Genomic DNA, 24,665 nt, shown 5'->3' on the forward strand with positions numbered 1-24,665 from the left:
GATTTTTGGAGTGGAAATCAAAAAATCCACTGCTCAGCGCGCAGCAATTCGACCGCTATTTCGCGAATTCTTTCAGCAAATGCAAACTGTTTGCGCTGCAGCTCATTCAATGAGCTCAAATCGACGCGCCCATGCTCATCTCTTTCAGGATACTTGAGCGGAGTGTTCCAGTACGGCAATTTCAGCGCGCCTGGCTCAACCTTATCTTTGGGATTGAATGGAATGCTCCCTTGAGTGTCAAACCAGTCTTGCAACAGATCGCCGATATGTTCGACGACCTTGTCGTGGTACTCTCGGCCGGCACCGGAAATCCTCTTGTGCTCAACCGTAAAAAGCTCTGGATCTTTATCGTGAGCCTTTTCAATTGCTTGCAAAACCTTTTGAATTCCAGTCGTTGGTTCTTCTTTGGGACCAATGATTATCCCGGAAAAGAGTTCACGCATAATCCTGGTTACTCTTTCCACTGCCGTTTTTGTTCGTCTCAATCCTGAAAGTGCCAGCGAATGCACCTCGGGACGAATGACACGGAACGAATCAGCAAAACTGTTGACTGCAGAATCGAGCGAATGCAAAACAGTCGGATCTTCGAAAATAGCCTCGGTATCTGGTCCCCGAATCAGAGCGATTTTGGCAAAACCTTCCGGGTGATTGTAATTAATCGAGTGATCACCGGCTATCACAGCGTGAGCAATTTTTGATTGTGGATTATCCGGATGCGGAACATACCATTCGTCAATCTCAATGAGCTTGAGCAAACGGCGCTCCTCTTCATTGAATGCAATTTTTGTCAGCTCGACGTTGAGATAACTCCTATTGAACGGATCGGCGATTTTACTGTAAATCTGCTCAATAGCACCACCTTGTCCGATATCGCATACGGTATCAGTTTTGGCTTCGCCGCGCCCCTGCAATTTCTTCTGAATCAAGATAGTGACCACTCGGGCCATGAACTCTGGCGGCGCGATTTGATGCTCTCGCACGGCGCGGGCGATCTCTTCGATAGCGGCAAGATTGTCCGGATCGCGCACATCCAAAATGTATGAAAGAGCTTGAGCAGCGCCGTAGGCGCCATGAATGTTGTGAATGATGAAATTGCTTTTCGTCTTAATTGCATCCGAAAAGATAGATGCGATGATGGCGTCACGAGTCTCTGACGCGTTCAAGTTGAGCAATTTGGCGGCTTCCAATACCTGGTCGATTTCGGCACGAATGTGCTTCCAGTTCATATTCCACTGATAGCCACCTCGCACAGGAGGTTTACCGACAGACGGATCGATGTTCTCCATGCGCAGGAAGGCCTCACGCACAAGCGCCAGACACTTCCAGATAAGCTCCTTATCTCGCGCCGACATCAATTTGTCAGCTTCAAACTTAGCGAACACATCTGTGACTTTGCCGTCTTTGCCTAAAACCGGAACCTCGGAAAGGTCCTTTCGCATCGCCTTCAGCGACGCCTGCATGTCTGCCGGAGGCTCGAAGTAAGATTTGAAGCGATAATTATCAGTCAGAGCACGAAGACGCTTCTCCGCTTCCTGATCGGTGAGCATGGTTTTAAGAGCGTGCTCTCGGGTGGGCACAACTGAACCGTGGTCGGCGACCACAGGCATAGATTTCGTGCGCGTGCGCTTGCTGGACATGACCGGGCTTTCTGAGTGTGAGACAGAGTATACCGATTTTAGCGATATGCCCGCAGAAAACCAGCATTAACCCCCAGGAGGTTTTCATCCATAGAGAAATTTTTTGGCGGTAGCTCACTTTGAGCCGACAGTCGCTTGTTTTGTAACGTTAAGCCGAAAATCCGGCGGTGTTCTCACTCTGCGATATACGAAAGGTGCACCGTTCAGCCCGTCTCCGCCGAGGGACTGCGCTCAAGGACCGGCGCTCCCGAAGTTGCCAAGCCCTTCTGTCAAGCCTCCTGGACCCAGCCGAATCCCGCCCTTGTGTGTCCTGTAATGCTAAATTAGTTCTGGAGGGAGCATGGACACTGCCCAGGCTACAAAGTCAGATAGCTCTGAACCGGAAAAAGTTGACGCCGCGGCGCCAACCAGCAATTACTTAGCCCTGTGGCTGAAGCAGTTGCGATGGAAGCAGTGGCCTAAAAACCTCATTTGTTTTGCGCCATTACTGTTTTCTGGAAAGTTTGTAGAGCCGCATGCATTCATCGCGGCAGTAATTTGCTTCGTCGCATTTTGCATGATTTCAAGCGGAATCTATGTGCTCAACGACATCATGGATGTCGAAGCAGACCGAATGCATCCAATCAAGAAATACAGACCTATCGCCTCAGGAAAACTGAATATAAAAATGGCATTGGCCGTCGGACTTTGTTCTCTTCTGGGCGGTTTCGCGGCGGCTTTCTGGCTGCGTCACACACTGGTTTTTATATGCCTTGGATACGTCATTTTGAACGTTGCTTACTCGCTGAAACTAAAGCACGTAGCAATTGTCGACATCCTCTGCATCTCCTCGGGCTTTGTCTTTCGAGCGATTGCCGGCGCAGTTGCCATCAACGTTATGCCTTCGAGCTGGTTTCTACTTTGCACCACACTCGGTGCCCTATTTCTGGCGATGGAAAAGCGACGACAGGAGATTATCGTACTTTCAAACGAGTCAGCGACTCACAGAAAGGCGCTCACAGACTATAGCCTGCCACTGATCAGCAGATTTGAAAGCCTGGTCGTACCAAGTCTGCTCACAGCCTACGCCTTCTACACATCAAATTCACAGCACGGTCAGTACATGATGATCACAATCCCGGTGGTCCTCTACGGTCTGATGCGCTATCAGCAGATTTCAGAGAGCGGCACTAGCACTGGTACGCCGGAAGAAGTGCTGTTCAAGGACCGACCCATCCAGTTCACTATTTTGCTCTGGATAGTTATATGTGCCGTGGTGGTGCTGTTCCACCCTCGCGATCTGGTCTTGAACTTCTCGCATATGTTCGATGAGATGCGCACGTACCCGTAAGGTTTACCGCGCAAAGTGCAACTTTACCCGCTTGCGATTTGGGCACGCGACCTTGAAACACCGGACTGCGTGAAGCCTCGCTTCAGAGCGAGGTCGTGAGCATAGAATTACCCTTTGAATAGGGATGAGAGCTTGTCTGCATCAAGTTCGCGAAGGGTGATGGTTTTTGGTGTAAATTTCTTCGTCGACTTCTTTTCCTTGTCATCAATAGTCTTGGTGACAGTTTCGATGCCTTTTTCATAATCGTAACTGGTCTCCACCGATTCATTGCTGACACGGTCTGTACTTGTAGTTACTACAGCTTTCGAAACAACGAACTGATTTTTTGTTTTATCGAACTTGAAAGTGATGTTGTACTCAAAACTGTCATTACCACCGCCGCCACTCTGATCGACGCTAAACGTATTCTTTTCTTTGGAGATTTCGATAGTTGTGCCCAGCTGCCCACCACAAGTCGAACAGAGCAGGAACTTGGTCGCGTAATCTGCCAATTCGAGTTTGCCATTCTTCGCGAAAGCGACTACGAGAGCACGAAAATCGGTGGCAACACCATTGGAATTTTTGCCTGCCTTTTTCGTGATCAACTCGATAATCTGATCCTTTGAGCCATTTCCCTGTAGGTCGGCGGTAAGCTTGCTTTCAACCTTCCAACCAGTCGGACAGAACTGGTCGGCGGTAGTACCAGTTTTGGGAATAGAATTGGGCGCTATCTCAGTTGCGAATGCGCCTGTACCGCAAACACCGAAGCCGAACATGAGAGTCAGCAACGCAATTCTTGTGCGGGCTCTGGTCTGTTTAGATCTCGATTGTATAGCTCTGGTGGATTGAATTTTCATAGTTTCCATTCTTGGGAGTAGCTCAACAGCTGCCATGCAGCAACGGATTATATAACAAGCGGCCAGCGGCATTTTAGGACGACCAGCCCGCTCCAAAAGGAAAACTCAACCGCTAGCGGTTGAGTTCCCACAGCCGAATCCGCGACAGGAACGCGTTCTACTCTTGAGTACCAGAATTACTTGTGAATCCACCACGCTCGTTTTGACCAGCCCGACTACTCGTTTTTTCAGGTTGTGCAGGTGGGGCACCGGGACCTCGCGTAATTGTGTCGCCCTGCACAGCTTGGCCGTCAACGTAACTCTTGTCGTCTGTTTCCGCTGGTCCCTGGTTGGGGCGGAATGCACCTGTCGTACCTGGTGGAAGTGTATTGGGATCAGGCAAACCAGAATTCCGTCTTACATTTTCAGGGCGAGTGCTGTCGCCGTCGAAGTTCCATCGTGGCACAGCAAGTAATGCGCCGACCACACAGGCAAGAGCCAGTACAACAGTCATTATCAAGGCAATGTTGATGCCACCGTTGCTCGATGACTTCGGTTCGTCTGGAACCTTGATGTGAGCCTCAGGAACGGTAGAACTCGAGCTGGGGCTCGGAGTTGGGCTCGGGGTTGGGGAGTTAGTAGCCATAATCGCCTCCTTGGACTTGCCAGGTTGTGACGCGCAGCCGCGAGCGGAGGTTCCGGTCGTTAGACCGTTCTAGTCGTTTTTGTTGGTCCGGACGTTTTACGCCGATTTTATAAGCGGTCGCTTAACTTCTTCACATCGATGCTGACAACCTGTTTTGCCTGAAGCAGCAAGCATCTTACTTACCACTTAATCGCCCCGATTCTAATGAAGTGAGGAACTTACCATGAGCCATGGTCACAGCAGAGCACACGAGTCTGAGAGAACCGAGTCACACACACACACTGCGCACGCCAGTGACCACTTGAGTCATGCTCACAGCGAAATTCATAGCGCCAGACACGAAGGTGGCCAATCTAGAACGCACGATTTTCAGCAGGCAGGAGTTGAACGGAATTCACAGGGACACGTCACGCACTTAGATTTCGGCGGACAAGATATTTATGCAAGCCTGAATTCGGCCCTTGGCGGACGTGTAACAGCTTGGGAGCACCATAAGAGTGGACCGGTTGACCGAAATGGCAACGCTCTCACCACGGAAGGTGACAAAACCAACGCCATTAGTAATAGCGCAGACTACCACGGAAAACGTGGCTCGAACGGACTCGCCCTAGAAAACGAAGGCGATAACATTAACGCTATCAGTAATAGCGCGGACTACCACGGAAAACGTGGCTCGAACGGTCTCGCCCTAGAGAACGAAGGCGAACCTATTAACGCCTAAACCTCTAACGCATCGGCGCTAATGCTTGCAGTACAAGCGATTTGACTTGCGCAAAGCTGCGATAGGAATGAAGTGATTAAACCTGAACTTCGCGCAAATTATGCGCGCGCGCTGAGATTGGCTCCGAGTGCCAGTTTCAGCGCGAATCGCCACTTCTATTAGGCTTTGCTCACTGAAAATCAGCCTGGCATGCCTCTTCCCTGCCCCAAATTGCCACCGAAAAATGCGTCTAATTCCCAGGTGAGCGCGAGCAGCGCTAATAGCAGAAACCGCACCTGCGCCACCACGAGATCCAGGGATATCGATCAGACATTGCTTTAGAACAGCAAGAAAAAGTACGCTGCCAGAGTACTTTCTTAAATTCCCTTCCGAAACAGAGACCCTTTCAACAAAATCAAGCCCAGCAAATAACGCCTAGATGAGTCTTCCCGATCATCTCTCCTCATTTCCAGGAGCGGCGTTGTGAGCTTGTTTCGGAAGTTCTGAAACTCAACCAGGTAGCGCCGTTGCGCCACCTAGAAGGAGCATCACTATGTTCGCATCACTTGTTGCTGCGCTCGGTCCGATTGGACTGACCGCTGTCTTTCTGTTGCTCGCTGCTCTCGGCGCTGCCACAGTCCTTTTCATCCGCCGCTCGCGTGACACCGTCTTCAGCCCCGTTCACCCGGGCAGGAAGCACGTCGGCGGATGCAAGTTCGATTCGCGCATCGTCAACGCGACCCGCTTCGCGCCGACGCCGCCCATCGACATCTCCAACCTGCCCGCTCCCGACCCGCGCATCGTTGCGGCGTTCGCCACCATCAACCCCGACGACCTCCGCGTCAAGGTCGAGATGATTTCCGGCGAGCGCGACATCGTCATCGGTGGCAAGACCAAGCGCATCACCAGTCGCAGCACCTACGGCGCCGGCTACCTCGAGATCATGACCTGGCTCGAGGAGTACTACGCGTCCATCGGTCTGCCGACTCGCCGCGAGGCCTACAAGAAGGGCGGCAAGACCTACTACAACCTCATCGCCACTCGCAAGGGCGACAAGACGCCGGAGAAGGTCGTCATCGTCGGTGCTCACATCGACTCGACGGCCGGCGAGCAGTACCGCAACGAGGCGGTCGCTCCTGGCGCCGATGACGACGGTTCGGGCACCATCGGTCTGACGGTGTACGCCGGCATCCTCGCCAAGCTGCCTCTCGACTGCACGGTGGAGTTCGTCCACTTCAGCGGCGAGGAGCAGGGTCTGTGGGGCAGCTACGCGCATTCCGATGCCGTCGCGGCCGCGAAGACCATCGTTCCGGCGATGATCGAGACCGACATGATCGGCTACTGCGCCAAGCCGGGCAACCGTGTCGACATCCACGACGACCAGGACCGCAACGGTTCGCACGAGATCGTCGTGAAGATGGTTCGCAACGTGCACCGCTACGGTCTGAACCTCAACCCGGTCGACACGCACAACCACGCTGTCGAGGATCGCAGCGACCACGCCGGCTTCCTCGACCACGGCTACAAGGGCGTCCTCGTCAGCGAGGAGTTCACGGACGACGGCTTCAATCCGCGGTACCACTCCAAGGAAGAGCGGTCCAAGTACATGAACTTCCCGTACATGGCCGAGGTCATCAAGATGGTGCTTGCCACCATCGCCGACTACGCCGAGCTGAAGTAATTCGGTCGACGCAGTTCCCGCCGGCGTTTCTCATCCCCGTGATGAGTGCGCCGGCGGGTGGAAAGGGAATTGCAAATGTGGTCTACCCGACCACCTCTTTGCAATTCTTTTTTCCAAACCAGCGCTACTAAATAATATAATAAGTAGATTGGCGAATAGGGACGAAGCAGGAGCTATTCAGAAAGCCCTTCTCTTCTGGACTTCAAATATCGCCCCAGGAAAATAACTAATGGCGTTGCCGTCAGCAGTACGTAATTAATTCCGCCTGAATGACCAAGATACGTAATCGCAAAAAGTTGCGTGCAGCTCAAGATGATAGCGAGCTTGCGTAATTCGCTACGCTCAGGCATCCAGAGAGCAACAGGAAAGAACATCAGGATGTACCAGGGGTGAAACTTCGAACTGACAACACAGACCGCCAGAAGGGCAAGCAGCAGCGAGTCACGCAGCATCGACTGCACCGAATAATTTCTTCCTGTTTTGAGCGCCTTCCCGAAAAGCACAATACAGAACCCGGCAAATCCAGCAAAAATTACTGCCTTCAATGCTGAGACACCTTGATTCAGCCCCTGCTCAAACCAGGGCAAAGTCGTGCTGTGATAGATCATGCGCTCGACGCCGTGCGCAATATTTTCGACAAGAGCAGGCAGCGATTTTCCGTTGAAGGATAAATCCTGACGCATGATGTCGAATCGAAAGTGACTGAAATCAGCGATATAAGGCGAGGCAAGCGCGGCAAGCATAGCGGTGGCGGCGAGAAGGTTCATAGCCAGGGCTTTAGGTCCGAACTTCCTGTAAAGAAACAAAGCCAAGAACGGTACACTTACGAGCCACAGGAACTTGATTTGCGCGCTCACAACGAGAGCAGACAGCGCCAGCAACGGCAAGGCTGCGACATCCACCGATGCGCAGAACAGTGCAATCATGACAAATAAAGTCATCAAAACATCATTGTGCGCATTCGCCAGTGACTGAATCAGTACAAAGGGACTCCAGAGATAGAGATAGAGGCTCACTTCGGGTTTAGAAACTCCAAACCGTTTTGAACCGCAGTAAATCAACGCCGCCGTTGCAACGAACGCCCCGAAATTGATGCACTTCATGAGCAGTGCTGTCGTGGCAAGATTTCCGCCACCCAACTGGCAAACCAATTTCGTCAGACCAGCAAAGGCAAACCCATAAGGGCAGGGATTCCAGGCCCAGACGCCAGTCAACATAGAATCGCTGCGAAAGTTCGGAATCTCATCTACAGTCGTCACGTAGGGGTTCAGGTGATAATTCGACTGCAGCCAACCAACATCTATGTAGCTGAAAACATCCGAAGAGTGGAAGTTGGGAATACAAACGGCAATTGCGGCGGATACCATGCCAAGCACAACTATCGACTTAAAATTTGAAGCCGAATCTTCCTGAATTGCCCGATAGCCGCGCCAGTACGACCAGAGCAACAGAACGACACCAGGGATGGTGACAATCAAGTTGCTGATGTGGTGATTGACGTACTTTGCATCAACAAGACTTGATTTGTAATACAAGGCAAAAGCCAGATAAGACAAGCTGTTAATGGCAAAACAACTAAGCAGACTGACCGAAAGCCGCTTTGCGGGTTGCATTGCGCTTTGAACAGACTCAGATTGCGCAGTGGATAAAACGGACACGTCGGAAACGGATACGCCGGAAACCGACTCTGTGGGGAGATCGCAATCTGTCGCTTCGATAACTTCCTTAGACATAGTCAGTTCTTCGTGTTTGCGTTCGGTTGCGATTTAAGCGGCTCAGTGATTCGCAGGGTCAAAGTATCGGAGTATTCTCCGACCGGCTTAACAGCAGCATCAATACACCGTGCACGTAATTCGTAGAAGCCTGGCGTCGGAAATTCGTTCGCGTTGAATCGAATCTCAGGCGAGCTCAAGTCCGTCGTAGCACTCATCTGAACAGGTGATGCGCCCTCGACTTTCTCAAAATTGTTGAAGAAGTAATTGACCTTCCCGACCTCAACTTCAAAACCAGTGGCACCTTTCACGCCTCGACGATCGAGTGATACTGCGGCATTCGAACTATCAGTGCGATAAATACCAGCACCATCGCATGTTCCACCAACGAACTTCATCAAAGGAGAGACGGTATTTGATGAAAGCAACTTGAAGTTTCGCATCGATATGTGCGAACAAGGGTAAGGTTGCACGGTAATCGATTCAAGATTCCCCTGGCAGAACCAGCGCCAGTAGCGAGACAACGGTACTCGCACCGTTTCGAATGAATCACAATTCTGCATAGCCAACTCTGCAACAGCCTCACCAGCATTGCCAACATTGTCATCGCCACGCACGCCGGTAGAAAAGACTTGGAACCGTGCGCCCGGAGGAACACCTGTTGCCTGATACTCGAATTGCAGAAAGTCTGCCGATGTCGGATTGACATTCAATCCAGCGATGCGCACTCCATCGCCTTCCTGCAATGACGTGATTTCAACTGCGCCATTAGCGAGTTTGTAGATAGCGCGACCGTGAGCATTTGGCAGCCAGCCAGTGACGCCACCTGCGATTGGCAAGTCAACGGTCCCGACTGGAACAGCCGTCAAATCTGCTTTCAATTTATCAAAATTTCCGTGCCCAGAATTCCAAACAAAAAACTCTCCATGCGAACTTTGCAGCACCGATTTAAAACGGGTTGCATCAATGTACTCCGGCGGTCCAAACATGATCGGATCGAAGGTTGCGAACCTCTGGGCGAAGTTCACTGTCGTGAAGGGCGGGCTGAGCATGGTACCAAATGTGGAGCCATTGAGAATCTGATGAGCGCCATTGCGTTCTTTCGGAATGCCCAGCACCGGAATCAGTTCCGACTTATTACGCGCTTCGGCAAGTCTCTGGGCAGCCGCTGAAACCTGCTTGTTTTCCTTGCCGGCGTGCACCCACTCCAGATCAGTTAAACAGGCAATTCGACCAAGAACGCAACCCAGCCCGGTCAAAACGACCGCACTGGCAACAAGAATCTTCAGCTCAGATGCGTTGTGCAACGCGGAAGGAGAGTTCAGCCCAGCCGCAACGAACAGGTCGGATGCCTTGTGCAATTCTGCATCAGGGCTAGACCCAGACCGAGAGCGAGCCGTCTGGGTCGGGCGAAACAAAAGAACTGGCGCCAGAAGACAAAGTGGAACAGAAAGAAAGAAATAGAAGCGAGAGCCTTCCAGATCAAACCCCAAACCCCAGAGCTGAAATATCGGCACCGCAGCAGTTGCAAGCCAGCCTGCCAGGAATAAAAACCACTTCAGGGAAAGCTTTTTGTCGACCAGACGTATCAACGCGAGACCACAGAGTGCGGCATAGAACAAAGTCAGCGACTCGGAATATATCGTCGACTGTCCATTAAACAATGAGTGGCTGAGCGGATAAAACAACCGCTTAATCGTGTCGAAATCGAGCCATCTCTGCACCATAAATGAGAGCTGGCTAGCCCCGAAACCGGCCACATAGCCACCACCCAGAGTGCCGAGACAAGCGTATCTGATGATGAAATAAATGACCGCAGAAACCCAGAGCGGGGCGCTGAAAACAGCCGCATCGCGTAGTCGCGCCGTCAGTGGTCGCACGACGGGAAGCGCCGAGTGAGCAGAAGCACTGTTAGGCTCGGCGACTTGCCCACTGTCGCCGATGCCGAAGAATGCCGTCAGCGCCAGCAAAACCGGCAGACCGATAGCCATTTCCTTCGTTCCCATGGCCAGGAAGAAAGCCAGAACACCAAGGACAGTGAATATTTGCGGTTTGCGTACACCCGATGCACGCCCCTTCAAAAACAGTAGATAGCTGCTCAAATAAAAGAAACAGCAGATGATATCTACCCGACCCACCACCCAGGAAACGCTCTCACAGCGCAATGGATTAGCAGCAAAAAGAGACGCACCGAAAAATGCTGCTGCACCACTTCGAGTTCGGGACCAACCACGGGTAAGCTGACGGGTCACGAAATAGACAAGAAAAACCACACCTGTGAAGTAAGAAAGATTAGTGAAATAGTAGCCCGTTGCATTGGCTTTGTAGAGAAGGAAATCCATCACAAGCGATACGAGGAGCCAGGGTCGATAGACGTTCATCCCTGGAATCTGCATATAGTTGCCCGTGAAATTCGACCAGAAAAGCTGCGGCTCGCCGTTAAAAATCCGAGAGACGTAGCTGACTTCGCCGAAATCGTCAGCAAGAAAGTAGCTGGTCAAAGTTCTTCCGAAGCACAGCGCAACGATCAGCAGCAACAAACTCAAATGTACATATGGACTGGAAATCAATCGTTCAAAGATAGATTCAGTCGCCATCGATTTGACCGAGTCATTCGAAACAGTAGATTCGGCTTGCGATTCCTTGTGCAAGTCTTTGTGCGCATCCTTATGCGAATCTTTGTCCGTAGCTTCGATCACTGAATTGAAAACCCTCTTGCTAATGGGTTCCCAGGCAATCTCACTATTTCCAGCTTCAAATCTTTGACCTGCACAAGGTCATCGGGCACTGAACCCACGGTCTTCCACTTCGGAACGTTGTACACAAACTCGCCTTGAAGCTGCTTGATGCCACCGGGCAAGCGACCTGGTGCAATGGGCACGGCGATATCAAAACGACTCCACGCTGTTGAAGTCCAGATGAAATTCGGCGTCCAGGGAGTTTCGTAGCGGTTTCCATCAAGGTTACAGTCCGCACGCAACAGCATCGAAGGTCGTGCGGCAGAATTTTTCGACTTGATTGAACCAGTAGCCCTGACAATCCACAGGTCATCCTTTGCGTATGCCGGCATCGTATAGATGGCGAACGGCTTGCTACCCGACTTTGCCGTCAGTTCGAAGGGTGGGATCGGAACCTGCTTGAGCGACGTTACCCTGGTTGCTGAGGATAAAGCCGCCGCTGAAGTCAAAGCATCCGTGGTCGGATGCGGCTTTAGAACCAACGAAGCTGTCGTGCCCGGATCGACGTTTCCACGTGTCGACGGGATCAACAAGCGAATGTTTGGCTCGGCAGTCCGAGCGAGCGGCGCGTGAATCGATTGATCGAGTCGCGGATCGGTCAATCCGGCTTCATTTTCTACGCCGTAGAATGCCTTCTCCCAGGAATATGTCGTGACACTGGGAATGTACAGCTCCTTACCGTGATGATAAGAACCATAGAGGATACCAACGATTTCTTCACTGGCGCTGACTTTCCTTGCTACTTTGACCGACAGCTGACCTTTGGCGCCAGCGGTAATTTCGGTCGGGACAGGAATCAAAAACCATTGCCGCAATTCAGCATTACTTGTGTCGGCAGGTTTCGTCATGAAATTGAAGATATTCTCGCCTTCCCATGTCACCTTCTTGTTAGTCACATGCTGCAAAACTGAATAATCCTGCGCCACGGCAAGACCCGGAATAACAGGACCGTCTAGCTTCTTACCGTTGACGATAACATCGGCAGAATTGAGGGAGCTGGCTCCATCCGTATCTATCATCAAGTATGTCTGCTGGTCACCAATCGAGGCAGGCAAAGTCAATGTTTGCGTCACCGCATCGCCGATTAGCGGCTTCTGCCACTCATACCAGCGCCCTGCCGCGCGTCCTGGCAACACCATCAGTGGTATCGCCAGAAGGAAGCACATCGTCGTGAGGATACGAGCCAGGCGCCTGTAGCCGCTAGTTTTTTCCAGTCCCATCCAGATTGAGAAAAGGAGGAATGCAAGAATTCCAAGTTTGGCCAGGCTCTGCATTCCCAGTGCGAACACGGCACTGTTGCATATGCCTGAATCCATCAACGGCTGCACAAAATTTGTATGTGACACAACCCAGAAAGCCAATGCGGCAACCCCGATTCTGACGGCAATCTGGCGGGTGCGCTCGACAGCAAGCAAGGCAGCAACGGAAGCAAGACCGGCTGCACTGAAGGCAATCACTACAGGCATGGAGGTCAGGGCATAGCGCGGCACGGTAATGAACAGAACGTAAATCAGATGAACCAGCGCAAAACCGAGCAAGACCACGCGAGAATAAATCTGCGCCCGGTTCGGGCTTTCCCTGCCGACATTGGTAAACAATGCGATCAGCAAACCCAGCCCAGCGCAAAGCAAAACGAACTGATGAAGCAATGACTGTGCGCCAACATCGAACCAACCGATGCTGGTGCGGAAATCATTCCACGGCATTTGAAAGAGCCTTGCAGGCTTATCCAGCATCAGTCGAATGAAGCGCGAGGGGCTGGTCTTATAGCTTTGCGCCAGAAGATTGGGCAAGGAGCTTTTCTCAATTCCCCGTCCATCTGGATACGGAAAAGTCAACCAGCCCTGAGTTTGAGTGTTGGAGCCAATAAAGAGGTTGTAGTTTCCGACGCGATCGACAACTATGCCACCTTTATCGAAAGCAACATGCTGAAAGCTCACCCAGGGAACTACTACACATGCGAAACCAAGCAAAAGCGAGACCAGCCCAGATTTCCAACGAGAGGCGTACTGTTGCACAATCAAAATCGGCACCATACACAGCGACGTGATCACGAGAATCGAGCGAGTCAATTGCAAGCATGCCGATAGAAATCCCAGAGCAAAGGCGCGCGGCACAACGTTCTTGACCGTAAAGAATCCACGCACAACAAGCGCAAGTACAACGCAGACAACGAACGTCGCGAACGACTCGGTATAAAGGCGCCCGCTATTAACAATGAAACCAGGATATACAGCCGCAAGCAGCCCGGCAGTGTAACCAACTGGGCGCGACCAGGCTTTGCTTGAGAAGTCGGTGATCAGACAGCAAGCAACCGCCGAAAGAATTGACTGCACCAGAACCGGGGCGCCAAAAGGGTTGTCCGCAAATAAAAATCCGGCAACAGAAAACGAGATAGTGAGGAAGATCGGAAACACGGGACCAGCTTGATAAACCTCTTTCAAGCCGCTCATGTAAGCGCGTACAGATTCGAGGTCAGTCTGAGATGCCGTGCCGACGGCGCAGTTGAAAAATTTGTGCCAGAACTCTTGCGGCAAACTGAGCATGCTGCTCAAGGCCGCAGCATTGCGCACATACTCGGAAGCATCGCAACAACCAGCACAGTTGGGATGGTCGGCCGCGAAATTGAACCACACTCGAACCGCCAGAGCGCCAACAAAAATTGCAGCCAGAATCAGTTTGTACCGTAACTCGGCAGATTTCCGCGCTGCACTTTCTGTGAGCAAATACGCAAACCCGGTGTCGGTTTCAGCAGGGATAATATTCTGCATAATCAACCGGTGACCTCTGCTTACGAATTCTTTCGCTCACCGGCCGCAACCAATTCACGTTGTTGCGGCGAACTGTTTTTAGGAGCTTTCCTTTGCTTGACTTTGATTTCTTCTTCAAGCTTGCTAAGCATGCTCGCTTGCTGCCTTTTCATCGGAGAAAACGGTAAGAACTTGCGCACAATCGCAGCCAGAATTTTCGCCCCCATCAAACGCGGACGATTTTTTGCGAGGCGTCCCCAGTGCTTGAATCTGAAAGCGATCGACTCCTGGTAGAGCAAGTCGTAAAGCATCTTGTCAAAAGCGTACATAATTGCGTCGGCATCGCTCAAACACTCGCTCGAGTCTTTCAGATAGAGCTTCGTTTCCGGACGGAATCGGTCAATGGCGAGTTTGTACAACTCAACGGTCTGGCGAGCGATTTCTTTGCGCTGGAATTTTTCCAATACTCGCTGACGAGCGTTTTGCGAAAGTCGTTCTTGCTCTTTATCATCGGTGAGAATGGAGAGAATTGCTGTCGCCAGAGCAGCCGAGTCGCGAGGCGGAACGATAATTCCTGATTCGCCGTCGATCAAGTACTCGCATGTGCCACCAGCAGAGGTGCCCACAACCGCACGTCCGCAGGACATGGCTTCCAGGCATGTGTAAGGTGAATTGTCATAGACGGAAGGCACAACGCAAATGTCTGCGGAGCGGTAATAGTTGGGCAGTGAATTGAGCGGCACTCGATTGATAAATTGCACACTGTCGAGTGAATTGCTATTCGTCAAACTTTCCTTCAGTTGTGCTAAAACCGATGTCTGCTTGCTTTCCGCATTAACTGTATCGTCACCAATAATGACGAAACGCACATTTTTGTAAGACTTGAGAATTTCTGGAATAGCTTCGACAAGGTAGCGAATGCCTTTCCGTTCTTCCAATCTTCCAACGAACAGAACGGTTTTGCGCCCATCCGACGGCAGTTCCTTCACGCCATCTGGATTGAAAACATCAGGATCGATTGGATTTCGAACAATTTCAATCAGCTGACGCGGATAGTTCAAGTCGTTCGAAACAAACTCAGCCAGGTCATCGCTGGGCGAAGTAATTACATCGGCAGAGCGCATCGCCACCCGCTCGAGCATCGCCACGAACTGATGATCGAAGGAAGGATGAACGCTATGCAATTTTTCAGCGATAAATTTCGAATGTGGCGTATAAAGCCGAATCAAGAGAGGAGCGACCTTCGTCACCGCGGGCATTAATCCTTCTGCCAGCAGTTCAGGTGTATCAACTACATCGAACGGATTCTTGCTGTGAAGCTCGAAGAATTTTTCCCACAAACCTGCAGTCGTTCTGAGGACATATCGACTGTATGGCATGCACATCGAAACGGCACCCAGGTCGCCTTCCACAGCATAAGGCTCAACTCGATGAACGCGGATTCCTTCCACGTCTACGGTTTTTGCCGGACCCTCAGCCAGTGCCACGACTTCGACGTCATGACCAAGGTCGCGCAGACCATGCGCCAGATGTTTCGCAAAAGTGGCGATTCCGCCCCAGCCGGTATCGGGTGGATATTCCCGGGAAATCAAACAAATTCTCATGGCGCTTATTTTACCGCTGCCTCTTGTAATCGATATTGAGACGAATCTCAGTAACCACGCAGATTAGCCTCGTAGAACAGAGAAACTGGACTGCCGAGCGGTGCAAAATGACAATCGAATCAATATGAAGTCTTGCTACAACTTCGATTTTCCGCATGGCGTCGAGTTCTTGACGAACTCGTTGTATGATGTGTTGTCCGCAAAAGCGCGCATTCAATGAGAAGAGTTTTACTTACCGTTCATAAATTTTTCCCTGAACACAAGGCAGGGACTGAAGTCCTGACGCTCAAAGTCGCGCAGGGCTTAATCGCACGCGGCTACGAAGTGCTCGTTGTTACTGCCAATCCACCGGATATAGACGCTCGTCACCCGAGCGCTGAAGAATACCGGGAATATGTCCACGAGGGCGTCAACGTCCACTCTATTGAAGAAGGTCTACGGCTTAAAGGTTACACATTCAAGCACGAATACTATCACCGGGCCATCAAAGAACATTTCGATCAGCTGCTTGCCCGGTTCAAGCCTGATCTGGTGCACATCTTCCACGCGCAGAATCTGACCAGTTCCATAATTGATTCATGCGAAGAAGCGCGAATACCGATTGTTTCGTCGCTGACTGACTTCTGGTTCGTTTGCCCCGTAGTGCAATTGAAACGCCCTGACGGTGCGCTCTGCCGCGGACCGAGCCCGGGCGCGACAAACTGTCTGACTTGCTACACGCCTGAGCTCATTCCGCCTGCGGCACAACTACTCGAAGCGGTGGGAAAGAAGCTGCCGGCAGTTGGAAAGGTCGTAGATAGCCTGCCCAAGCCGATTCAGTCAGTCTGCGCCGGGGCTTTGCAATTAGGCTACTCGGCGGCGAAGATGCCCGCTGCTGTTCGAGCTACCACCGATCGCCCTGAAGCGCTGCGCATCGCGGCAAACAAGAACAGGGCGATTATGGTTCCAACGAAATTGATGCGCGATATATTCGTGGAAAATGGCATGAAACCTGAGCTTTTACACCATGTTCCATTCGGGCTGGATCAGTCTAATTTGAAAGGACATCAAACAAAGACTCCTGCCGACGTCCTGCGCATAGGCTTTATCGGCACTATCTTCGAGCACAAGGGACTGGATTTGCTGATTAAGGCATTTCAGAAATTTCCTCCAGAAGCCCCGGCGGTTCTGCAAATCTATGGCGACATCAATCAATTTCCTGAGTACGGCAAAACAATAACGGCTCTCATAAACAGCAAACCGGACAACATTCAACTGCTCGGCACTTTTCCAAACGCTGAACTGGGACGGATATTGGACAACATGGATGTGCTTGTAGTGCCCTCACGCTGGTACGAAAACACTCCACTTGTGATTCAGTCGGCGCTGGCGACCAAAACGCCTGTGATTGCCACTAATCTGGGCGGAATGTCTGAACTGGTCAAGCATGAACAAAATGGTCTGCTGTTTGAACTGAACGATTACAATTCGCTGCACACGCAGCTGGCGAGGCTCGTGGACAATCGTTCCATCCTGAAACAGTTCATGGATAACATTCCGCCTGAACGAACGATAGAAGCAATGGTTGACGACATCGAAGGCATTTATGAAAAGGTTTTGAAGTCAGACGGTACTGTTACGCCAGAGTCGGAACTGAACCGGTCGGTGGTATCATAACGTCCTTATGAAATCACTAGTAATTGGCGGAAACGGATTCATCGGCACAAACCTCGTAGACGGCTTGCTCCGCAAGGGTCACGCGGTGCGCGTTTTCGACCGTTATCCGAGCCGCTTTCGCGAGCCGAATCCGGCGGTTGAGTATGTAGTAGGCGATCTCGGCAATCACGGCGAAGTCGCGGACGTGGTCCAGGGCGTAGACTTCGTTTTTCACCTGGCTTACACGAGCCTGCCGCACACAAGTAACGAAGACCCTGTTTACGACATTCGCTCGAATGTTGTCGATACAGTGCAGATGTTGCAACAGTGCAGTGCCGCAGCAGTGCGCAAAGTAATCTTCATTTCCTCTGGTGGCACCGTATATGGTATCCCGCAGAACACTCCTATTAAGGAGGACGACGCCACCGATCCGATTTGCTCCTACGGCATCACAAAACTCGCTATAGAGAAGTATCTCCACCTGTTTCATCGATTGCATGGGCTCGATTACGTGGTCGCCCGTATATCCAATCCATATGGCGAACAGCAGAATCCCGACGCGAAACAAGGCGCTGTCACGGTGTTCCTCGGCAACTTAAAACGAGGCAACCCCATAACTATCTGGGGCGACGGCGAGGTTGTTCGCGATTACATCTATATAGGTGACGCAGTGCAAGCGCTGGTCAAGTCAGCAGACTACCAGCCCGGACCGGATCAGCACCGAGTCTTCAACATCGGCGCCGGGCGCGGTTATTCGTTAAATCAGTTGATCGCAGCAATGCGCGGCGTTGTCGGTAAAGATATTGACGTTCGTTACACTCCGGGACGAGTCGAAGACGTACCTTCGAACGTGCTGGATATAAGTCGGGCAACAGCAGAACTGGGCTGGAAACCGGAAGTGGAGCTGGAAGAAGGGCTTACCCGAACCTGGGAATGGCTGAAGACACTTCAGCTGGCCTGAACTTAAACATTGATTCCGCAACATTAGAATTGCCAAGTTGACCTTTTCAAGTTGTTAGCGGACAATCAGGCGTTGTTGAAACCAAAGGAATTACTGGCAAGAAATGATTCTTGATCTGTCGATAATCGTGGCGGTCTATAACGAAGACCCACGCAATCTTTCCCTACTGATTGAACGACTCCGAACGGTCATCACAGGCGACGGGCTCTCCTACGAAGTAATTTTTGTAAACGATGGCAGCAAAGCCCCAACGAGCAAAGCGCTAAGGGATATTGCCGCGCAATATGATTATGTAAAACTTATCGAACTGTCCAGAAATTTCGGACAGCAAGCGGCGATCACGGCCGGTATCGATCATGCCGAAGGTCAAGCCGTGATTAACCTTGACTCAGATTTGCAAGATCCGCCCGAACTGATTCCAGCCATGGTTAAGCGCTGGCGCGAAGGATACGACGTTGTATATGCACAACGTTCAAGCCGCAGAGATAAACTCGGCAAGCGATTACCCGCTTATATCTTCTATCGACTCTTAGGTTCCGTTTCGTCGGTACACATTCCGTGGGACACAGGCGACTTCCGTTTGATGGATCGCAAGGTCTGCAACGAGCTAAGAAATATGCCCGAAAGGTCACGTTTCTTGCGCGGTCTGATTCCGTGGTTGGGCTTCAGACAAATTGGCATTCCAATTGACCGTGACGCTCGCGAAGTGGGTCAGAGCACCTACACTCTGAAGAAGCTTATCAATCTGGCTCTTGATGGCATACTGGCATTCAGCGTAGCGCCACTATATTTGGTGCCGATCGTTGGTGGTGTAATGTTTGGAGTTGGATTGCTGGCACTGCTCGCCTGGGCAGTCACGCATTCATCTTCGCTGCTTCAGCTGGACAGCGCCTGCATTATCGCCTCGATAATTACCGTGGCGGGGTTGCAAATTCTCTGCACCGGAGCAGTTGCAATCTACCTTTCCAAAGTACTTGACGAAGTGCGCGGCCGCCCGACATACGTTGTTGCTCACAGACTCGGTCTGGCGTTTGCACGCTCAGGCGAACAATCCAACTTCGAAAGAGCATTGCTCGATCAAACTACCTGATCCCATCGGGACCACTCCTGAGAGACACAGATGCACTTGCTTGTGATCGGCGGCACCGTCTTTCTGGGCAGACACATCGTGCTGGAAGCGCTCGCTTCCGGGCACAAAGTGACCACTCTCAATCGCGGCACGCACGTTTTGCCGGAGCAAGAAAACGTCGAAAAACTCATCGATGACCGCGAAAAAGATCTGGACATCCTCGCCGGTCGCAAATTTGATGCAGTCATAGATGTTTGTGGATACAAACCGGAAGTAGTTGCTCAGTCAGCAGAGATTTTGAAGAATGCCGTCGAGACATATTTATTCGTCTCAACGATCTCTGTTTACGGCTCCTTTGAAAAAATCGGATTGAACGAAAGCGATCCAATCAAACATACAACGCTGAAAAAGCCCGGCGACTACGGCACTTTCAAAGCAGACTGCGAAAAGGTCTTGCAAGAAATAGTTCCAGAAAAAGCACTGATTGTCCGACCTGGCTTAATTGTCGGTCCCTTCGATCCGACGGATCGCTTCACCTATTGGCCGGCACGAATCGCCAGAGGCGGCAAGGTTGTGGCGCCCGGGAAACCCGACGCCGCCATGCAATTTATTGACGTACGAGATCTGGCCCGATGGCTGATCGAACTGACGGAGAATGGAGAGCGTGGAATCTACAATGCCACGGGACCGCGCCAGAGACTGACTCTGGGTGAGTTTCTCGAATCCAGCAACCGAGCACTGAACGGCAACTGCGAGTTCATCTGGTTAGATGACGAGATTCTGGAAAACGAAAAAGTGCAATCATTTGCTGACCTTCCGTTTTGGATTCCTGCATCCTCAGCCGAGTACGCTGGATTTCAGCAGATTGACTGCAGTAAAGCGTTCAACGCAGGACTGAAATTTCGACCTCTTGAACAAACTGTCAGGGACACCCTGGCATGGCATCATGAGCACCGTTCGGACCGTTCAGACCGTTCAAAAACCAAGCCGTTAGCCGTAGGTATCAGCCCTGAGCGCGAACGAGAACTGATCGAAAAGTACCATTAACGAGCAGCGGCAATCTCCACCTGCATGCCATCGACCCACTTCTTGTCCTCGTCTCCATAATAGAGATAAGCCCGACTTGCTGGACCGGTGTAGGTGCCAGGAATCGCAGCAACCAGGCTGAGCGGCACCTCGACTTTCGCATTGCCGGGCAAGGTGCGCCAGTAGAGCACCACTTCGCGACCGCGAACTTCGTACGCATCAATGACGCTCTTCTTAACGAGTTCCTTCAACTGTGCGTGGCGCGGTTCCAGTCCGCCGGGCAGACCAACTATGGCAATTGGCGTCGGAACGACCTCGTTGCTATTGTTGGTTACTGTCACGTTAGCCTCGGTCGCCGTACCTTCTGAAACGTGGTCCTGCGCTAGCTTTGTCACGATGTCGAGTTTGCAATCTTTGGATGACGCAGGTGTGAGCGCGTTGTATTTCGCTGCCACCGAATATGGCATCACACTTCCATTCTGCATCGTCAGCTCGATTGTATGTTCACCAGGAGGCAACTTCGAACAAATGTCAGAAAGCTTGATTGCGCCCTGACTTGACTGATCGAACGACACCCAGTCACCGACAACATTTCCATCAACAGCGACCCGAACCTTACCCGGTGCCTTGGGATGAGCTCGCAGCTGATCATATTTGACAATGGCTCGCAACGCCAGAACTGTTGCCTGAGTAGAACCGTATCGACCAGCTTTGCAAGAGTCAGCAAGGAACTTGATGCTTTTCTCAACGTTGGCGGCATAGGCAGGATCATGCAGCCAGGCAAGCACAGACAGTGCTGTTCCTTCCACAGTCAGAGATTGGCCACTGCTGCCGACAATCGAGCTTGTTATACCGTCAATACTTCCGTCTGGCTTTTGTTTAGCAGCCAGCGCATCCATCAATTTCTTTGCGGCTGATTTGTCGCCAGAGAGATAGAGTGCATTAGCAGCCAGGGCAACCACGTACATGTTCTTACTTTCGCTAGCGGCACTCTTGATTGACGAGAGTTCCAGCGACAGGTCAGAAGCAGGCTGTCCGCATTCGAGCAACGCCCAGAGAATGTATGCGTTTGAGCAGTCTTTGTCCTCGATCCAGGTGTGCAGAGCTCGGCGTTTGCGAGTGAATCCACCCTTTCCATCCTTTTGCTTGAGCAGCCAGGCACGCGTGGTGGAAATCATATTCTGGTCGACATCACGAACCTTCTGCATATCCGTAAAGTGAAGCAATCCAAAAGCAGTCAGAGCTTCATGTCCCGGATTCTCTCCAAACCATTCATAGCCGCGATCGGGGCACCAGAATCCGACAAGTTTCTTGTATCCATCGTCCAATTTCTGACGCGATACTTCAACCAGTTTAGGGTCGACATTCGTATGCGACAAGAAATACTGTTGCGCCATAGTGAGCGGATAACTCGTCGAACTCGTCTGCTCGAAGCATCCGTAGGGATCTTGAATCATGCGCTCCAACGCCTCTGTGAGATTCGCAAGCGGAGTTGGAAAAACAGAAGTGTTCGTGGAGAGGCTTCCAGGCACAAGTGCTTGAGGAATTGTAATTATATGTTTTACTGTTTTATTCGGTTCGAGCACCCCTGCAAACGTCGTTTCGATGGGAAATCCTTTCGATTTCACCGACAATTTGCGCAGTACTTTGTCCGAAAACAAGCCTGTTTTTGCAACGAGTGTCAGATCTTTCAACTCGTTTCCGCTGTTGACGTCAATCGGCTGAATCCAACGCACGCGCTGCCCGGCGGCAATCGCAGAATTACTTTTCTGCAGTGCAGCCAGCTTTTCAACACCAGCAAGCGAAACGTCCACGCCGACATCGGAAAAGTTCTCCGCGGTTGCATTGACGAGGCTAATCGGCAAAAGAATATGGTCGCCTTCAGTCACTTCCAGAGGCATTTTGGCTTCAGCGTAGAATGGTTGAACTGATTCCAAGCCTACATTGGCAGCACCAACTGCGCCATCACCAGTAAACCCGTCAGCGAACACTCTGAAGGTCGTAACACTATCGTTCAAGCCAAACTTTACTTGAGCTTCGCCGGTTTTGGCATCGGTTTTAACTCCGGCATTCCAATACAATGTCTCGGCAAAATCAACGCGGTCGTTTGGTTTTCGATCTGCTCGAACCTGATGGGCGAACTCGCGTACAAACAAATTGGGAGCCCAGGCTCGTTGTCTGCGAAAATCCTGCTCATTCAATCGCGCCAGTTTTCCTTCCATGACGATCTTGTTGGCAGCCTTGTCACCGGCAGCCCATGCCTGTTGCGGTTTTGCTTGAATAAGATCCAGGTTGACTTCTTCATCTTTTCCAACCGCACTCTTCGGAACAGACGCAGGAGCTCCAGCAGCAGGCATCCCAGCACCATGCGCAGCGCCAAGCACCCCAGCACCATGCGCAGCGGCAAGCACACCAGCACCACGCAAACCGTTGACAGCACCAGGAACAACCGGAGGCGGAGCGGGAATCAAACCACCGCGCCTCGGTTGAATAAGGGCGCCATCTTCCTCAAAACACACGGCTCCAAATGACACATCAGGCGCATTTCTTTTAGCGGCGAGCATAGTACGCCCTTTATCGCCATACTTTTCAACAAACTTGGCTAGACTCATTATGGCGAAACGGCGCCATCCCTGAGTGCCCAGCAAAAGATCGGTCGCCAGGGGCGCCTTTGGGTTGGTGGAATCGAGGTAGACTGCGGCATCTGCAAGGTCTTTAACTTCAGGCTCGAGAAACACCATTACAGGTAAACGAGGAGCTTTCTCACGCTTCTCCACCATCTCCAGAACACTATCATCGGTTACCGTGATACCGACTACTGTAGAAACTGGCTTTCCATCAGCGTCAGTGGCTTTTACTTTCAATTCAGCATTGTCGCCCGGGATATAGGTCTTCTTATCAGAAGTAATCGTGATATTGAGCGGATGCGCAGGCTCGCGAAAAACAAGCCGTTCTGCAAGAGGCGCTCCTTTCTCGTCCCATACGGTGACAGTGAGAACGCCATCGATATTGGCCGGCACATCAAACTGAGTCGAATGTACAGAAGAACCGGAGCCGCCCGAAGAAACTTTGTCGGCTGCTACTTCAACTTCGCGCTTGGACAGGGTAACCCGATAATTTTTCTCAGTACAACCAACGCGAACCGACACCGGACGGTTCTTTGCGAACACATCGCTATCGGAATGAATAACTGCACCAGCAGTCTTGACTTTGGGCAACGGATATTCAGTCTTGATTCCGGCGGGCGATGAGATCTTCAGAAAGTAATCTTTGCCAGCCTCAGGAGCAAATTCAAAACGCCCTCTGCCCTCGTGTTCTGTCTTGAACTCCGCCACTTGCACAGGCACACCAAGCTGTTTGCACATCAACTGACCTTGAAGATCTGCCGGTTTACCATTAGGTTGATTTGCCTGCAGATAAACACGATTTTTGAAACCGGCAAGAAGATCGCCTCCCTCCGGAAAAATCTGCAAATCAACTGTTTGCAGAAGAATTGGAATAGTCTTAGCGGCGGTCTCGACCACTCCACCATCAGCTATCACAAGCGCAAGAGTTCCTTCTCCGCGAGGAATCTGACGCGGCAAATCAAAACTGACCGTGCACAAGCCCTTCTCATCGACAGTCGCAGTACCACCATCAATCTCAATCCCATCGACACGGGCAGTGACGTTTACCTTTGCGCCCTGTGGCACGCCACCCTCAGCTCGTTTCACATCAAGTGTGGCAGTAACCTTCTCGCCGGGGCCATATCCATCTCGAAGAAAGGTTATCTGTGACTTCAGGCGCGGAGCCCGATAATCGCGAATATCAAATTTACGCTCAGAGGGCGCATAACCGTCAAAAGGATAGGTGACGCTGACCGTATATTCACCGCCAGCTTGTCCATTTGGCACTTCCCAACCAAAACCCCAGACACTATCCTGCGACGGCACAGAACTCGCAACGAGAATGTCCCCTCGCGAACCTTTTATTTGCACTGCGGCAGTGGCTATTGTGTCCGCCGGCAAAGGTTTGTGGTTATGAGCGTTTAACAGCACGCCACGGACGTACACTTTTTCGCCCGGATGGTAAATAGGTTTGTCTGTGCTGACAAAGGTTTGATAGCGTTCTGCTCCGCCAAGTGTCTTAGTACGAGCGTCTTCGTCGTGTGCTTTCATGGCGCGGCCTTTGCCTCCCGCAGTGTGCGTGTGAACGGGCGAATTCGCCAGAGTTCGACCAAGGGATACCATCCAACAAGCCATGACACCAAACGCCATCCAAAGCCAAATCCATCGGCGAGCCATATTCGGTCCTCCCCTAAACACGCGACCAATTTCGCGAATAGCGTGATGGTATCACGGTGAATTCGCCTGAATGTACCG

Annotated in this window: 15 protein-coding genes; 7 read left to right on the top strand and 8 right to left on the bottom strand. The window is 51.5% G+C overall.

Features of this window, described 5'->3' with window-relative positions; all coding sequences use genetic code 11:
• Positions 1–17: 17 nt before the first annotated feature.
• Positions 18–1,637 (bottom strand): hypothetical protein, encoded by a 1,620-nt coding sequence (locus EKK48_23635; protein RTL37679.1) that lies wholly within the window; start codon positions 1,635–1,637, stop codon positions 18–20.
• 340 nt (positions 1,638–1,977) lie between these two features.
• Here EKK48_23635 and EKK48_23640 point away from each other — a divergent pair, with 340 nt between their 5' ends.
• On the top strand, positions 1,978–2,967 hold the full coding sequence (locus EKK48_23640; protein RTL37680.1) for a decaprenyl-phosphate phosphoribosyltransferase: 990 nt from the start codon (positions 1,978–1,980) through the stop codon (positions 2,965–2,967).
• Positions 2,968–3,074: 107 nt separating this feature from the next.
• On the opposite strand, the gene EKK48_23645 is transcribed toward EKK48_23640, so the two are convergent.
• On the bottom strand, positions 3,075–3,803 hold the full coding sequence (locus EKK48_23645) for a hypothetical protein (protein RTL37681.1): 729 nt from the start codon (positions 3,801–3,803) through the stop codon (positions 3,075–3,077).
• A 157-nt stretch (positions 3,804–3,960) separates the two neighbouring features.
• The gene (locus EKK48_23650; GenBank protein RTL37682.1) at positions 3,961–4,428 is read right to left on the bottom strand and encodes a hypothetical protein; all 468 of its coding nucleotides are present in this window, start codon (positions 4,426–4,428) and stop codon (positions 3,961–3,963) included.
• Positions 4,429–4,651: 223 nt separating this feature from the next.
• Between EKK48_23650 and EKK48_23655 the strand changes: the two genes are divergently transcribed.
• Together EKK48_23655 and EKK48_23660 are read left to right on the top strand one after the other, a co-directional pair.
• A complete protein-coding gene (locus tag EKK48_23655; GenBank protein RTL37683.1) occupies positions 4,652–5,149 on the top strand; it encodes a hypothetical protein in 498 nt (165 codons plus the stop codon).
• A 532-nt stretch (positions 5,150–5,681) separates the two neighbouring features.
• A complete protein-coding gene (locus tag EKK48_23660; protein RTL37684.1) occupies positions 5,682–6,809 on the top strand; it encodes a M28 family peptidase in 1,128 nt (375 codons plus the stop codon).
• 173 nt (positions 6,810–6,982) lie between these two features.
• On the opposite strand, the gene EKK48_23665 is transcribed toward EKK48_23660, so the two are convergent.
• The 4 genes from EKK48_23665 to EKK48_23680 are packed head-to-tail and all read right to left on the bottom strand — an operon-like array spanning position 6,983 to position 15,613.
• Positions 6,983–8,542 (bottom strand): hypothetical protein, encoded by a 1,560-nt coding sequence (locus EKK48_23665; protein ID RTL37685.1) that lies wholly within the window; start codon positions 8,540–8,542, stop codon positions 6,983–6,985.
• Between the two features lie 2 nt (positions 8,543–8,544).
• Entirely contained in the window at positions 8,545–11,220 is a 2,676-nt protein-coding gene (locus EKK48_23670) for a hypothetical protein (protein RTL37686.1), read from the bottom strand.
• Positions 11,217–14,030 (bottom strand): hypothetical protein, encoded by a 2,814-nt coding sequence (locus EKK48_23675; GenBank protein ID RTL37687.1) that lies wholly within the window; start codon positions 14,028–14,030, stop codon positions 11,217–11,219. The genes EKK48_23670 and EKK48_23675 overlap by 4 nt, the downstream gene beginning before the upstream one ends.
• A gap of 20 nt (positions 14,031–14,050) precedes the next feature.
• Positions 14,051–15,613, bottom strand: coding sequence for a glycosyltransferase family 1 protein (locus EKK48_23680; protein ID RTL37688.1), 1,563 nt, complete (start codon positions 15,611–15,613; stop codon positions 14,051–14,053).
• A 216-nt stretch (positions 15,614–15,829) separates the two neighbouring features.
• Between EKK48_23680 and EKK48_23685 the strand changes: the two genes are divergently transcribed.
• The 4 genes from EKK48_23685 to EKK48_23700 all read left to right on the top strand — a co-directional run bounded on the left by EKK48_23685 (position 15,830) and on the right by EKK48_23700 (position 20,325).
• A complete protein-coding gene (locus EKK48_23685) occupies positions 15,830–17,269 on the top strand; it encodes a glycosyltransferase (protein RTL37689.1) in 1,440 nt (479 codons plus the stop codon).
• Positions 17,270–17,276: 7 nt separating this feature from the next.
• Positions 17,277–18,209, top strand: a complete 933-nt coding sequence (locus tag EKK48_23690; protein ID RTL37690.1) for an NAD-dependent epimerase/dehydratase family protein — start codon at positions 17,277–17,279, stop codon at positions 18,207–18,209.
• 103 nt (positions 18,210–18,312) lie between these two features.
• The gene (locus tag EKK48_23695) at positions 18,313–19,299 is read left to right on the top strand and encodes a glycosyltransferase (GenBank protein RTL37691.1); all 987 of its coding nucleotides are present in this window, start codon (positions 18,313–18,315) and stop codon (positions 19,297–19,299) included.
• Positions 19,300–19,329: 30 nt separating this feature from the next.
• Positions 19,330–20,325 carry an NAD-dependent epimerase/dehydratase family protein gene (locus tag EKK48_23700; protein RTL37692.1) on the top strand — a complete coding sequence of 332 codons (996 nt, stop codon included), beginning with the start codon at positions 19,330–19,332 and terminating at the stop codon, positions 20,323–20,325.
• Here EKK48_23700 and EKK48_23705 read toward each other — a convergent pair.
• Positions 20,322–24,587 (bottom strand): A-macroglobulin complement component, encoded by a 4,266-nt coding sequence (locus EKK48_23705; protein ID RTL37693.1) that lies wholly within the window; start codon positions 24,585–24,587, stop codon positions 20,322–20,324. The two genes, EKK48_23700 and EKK48_23705, sit on opposite strands and share 4 nt — an antisense overlap.
• Positions 24,588–24,665 lie beyond the last annotated feature (78 nt).

It is taken from the genome of Candidatus Melainabacteria bacterium (assembly GCA_003963305.1).
Taxonomy (GTDB): domain Bacteria; phylum Cyanobacteriota; class Vampirovibrionia; order Obscuribacterales; family Obscuribacteraceae; genus PALSA-1081.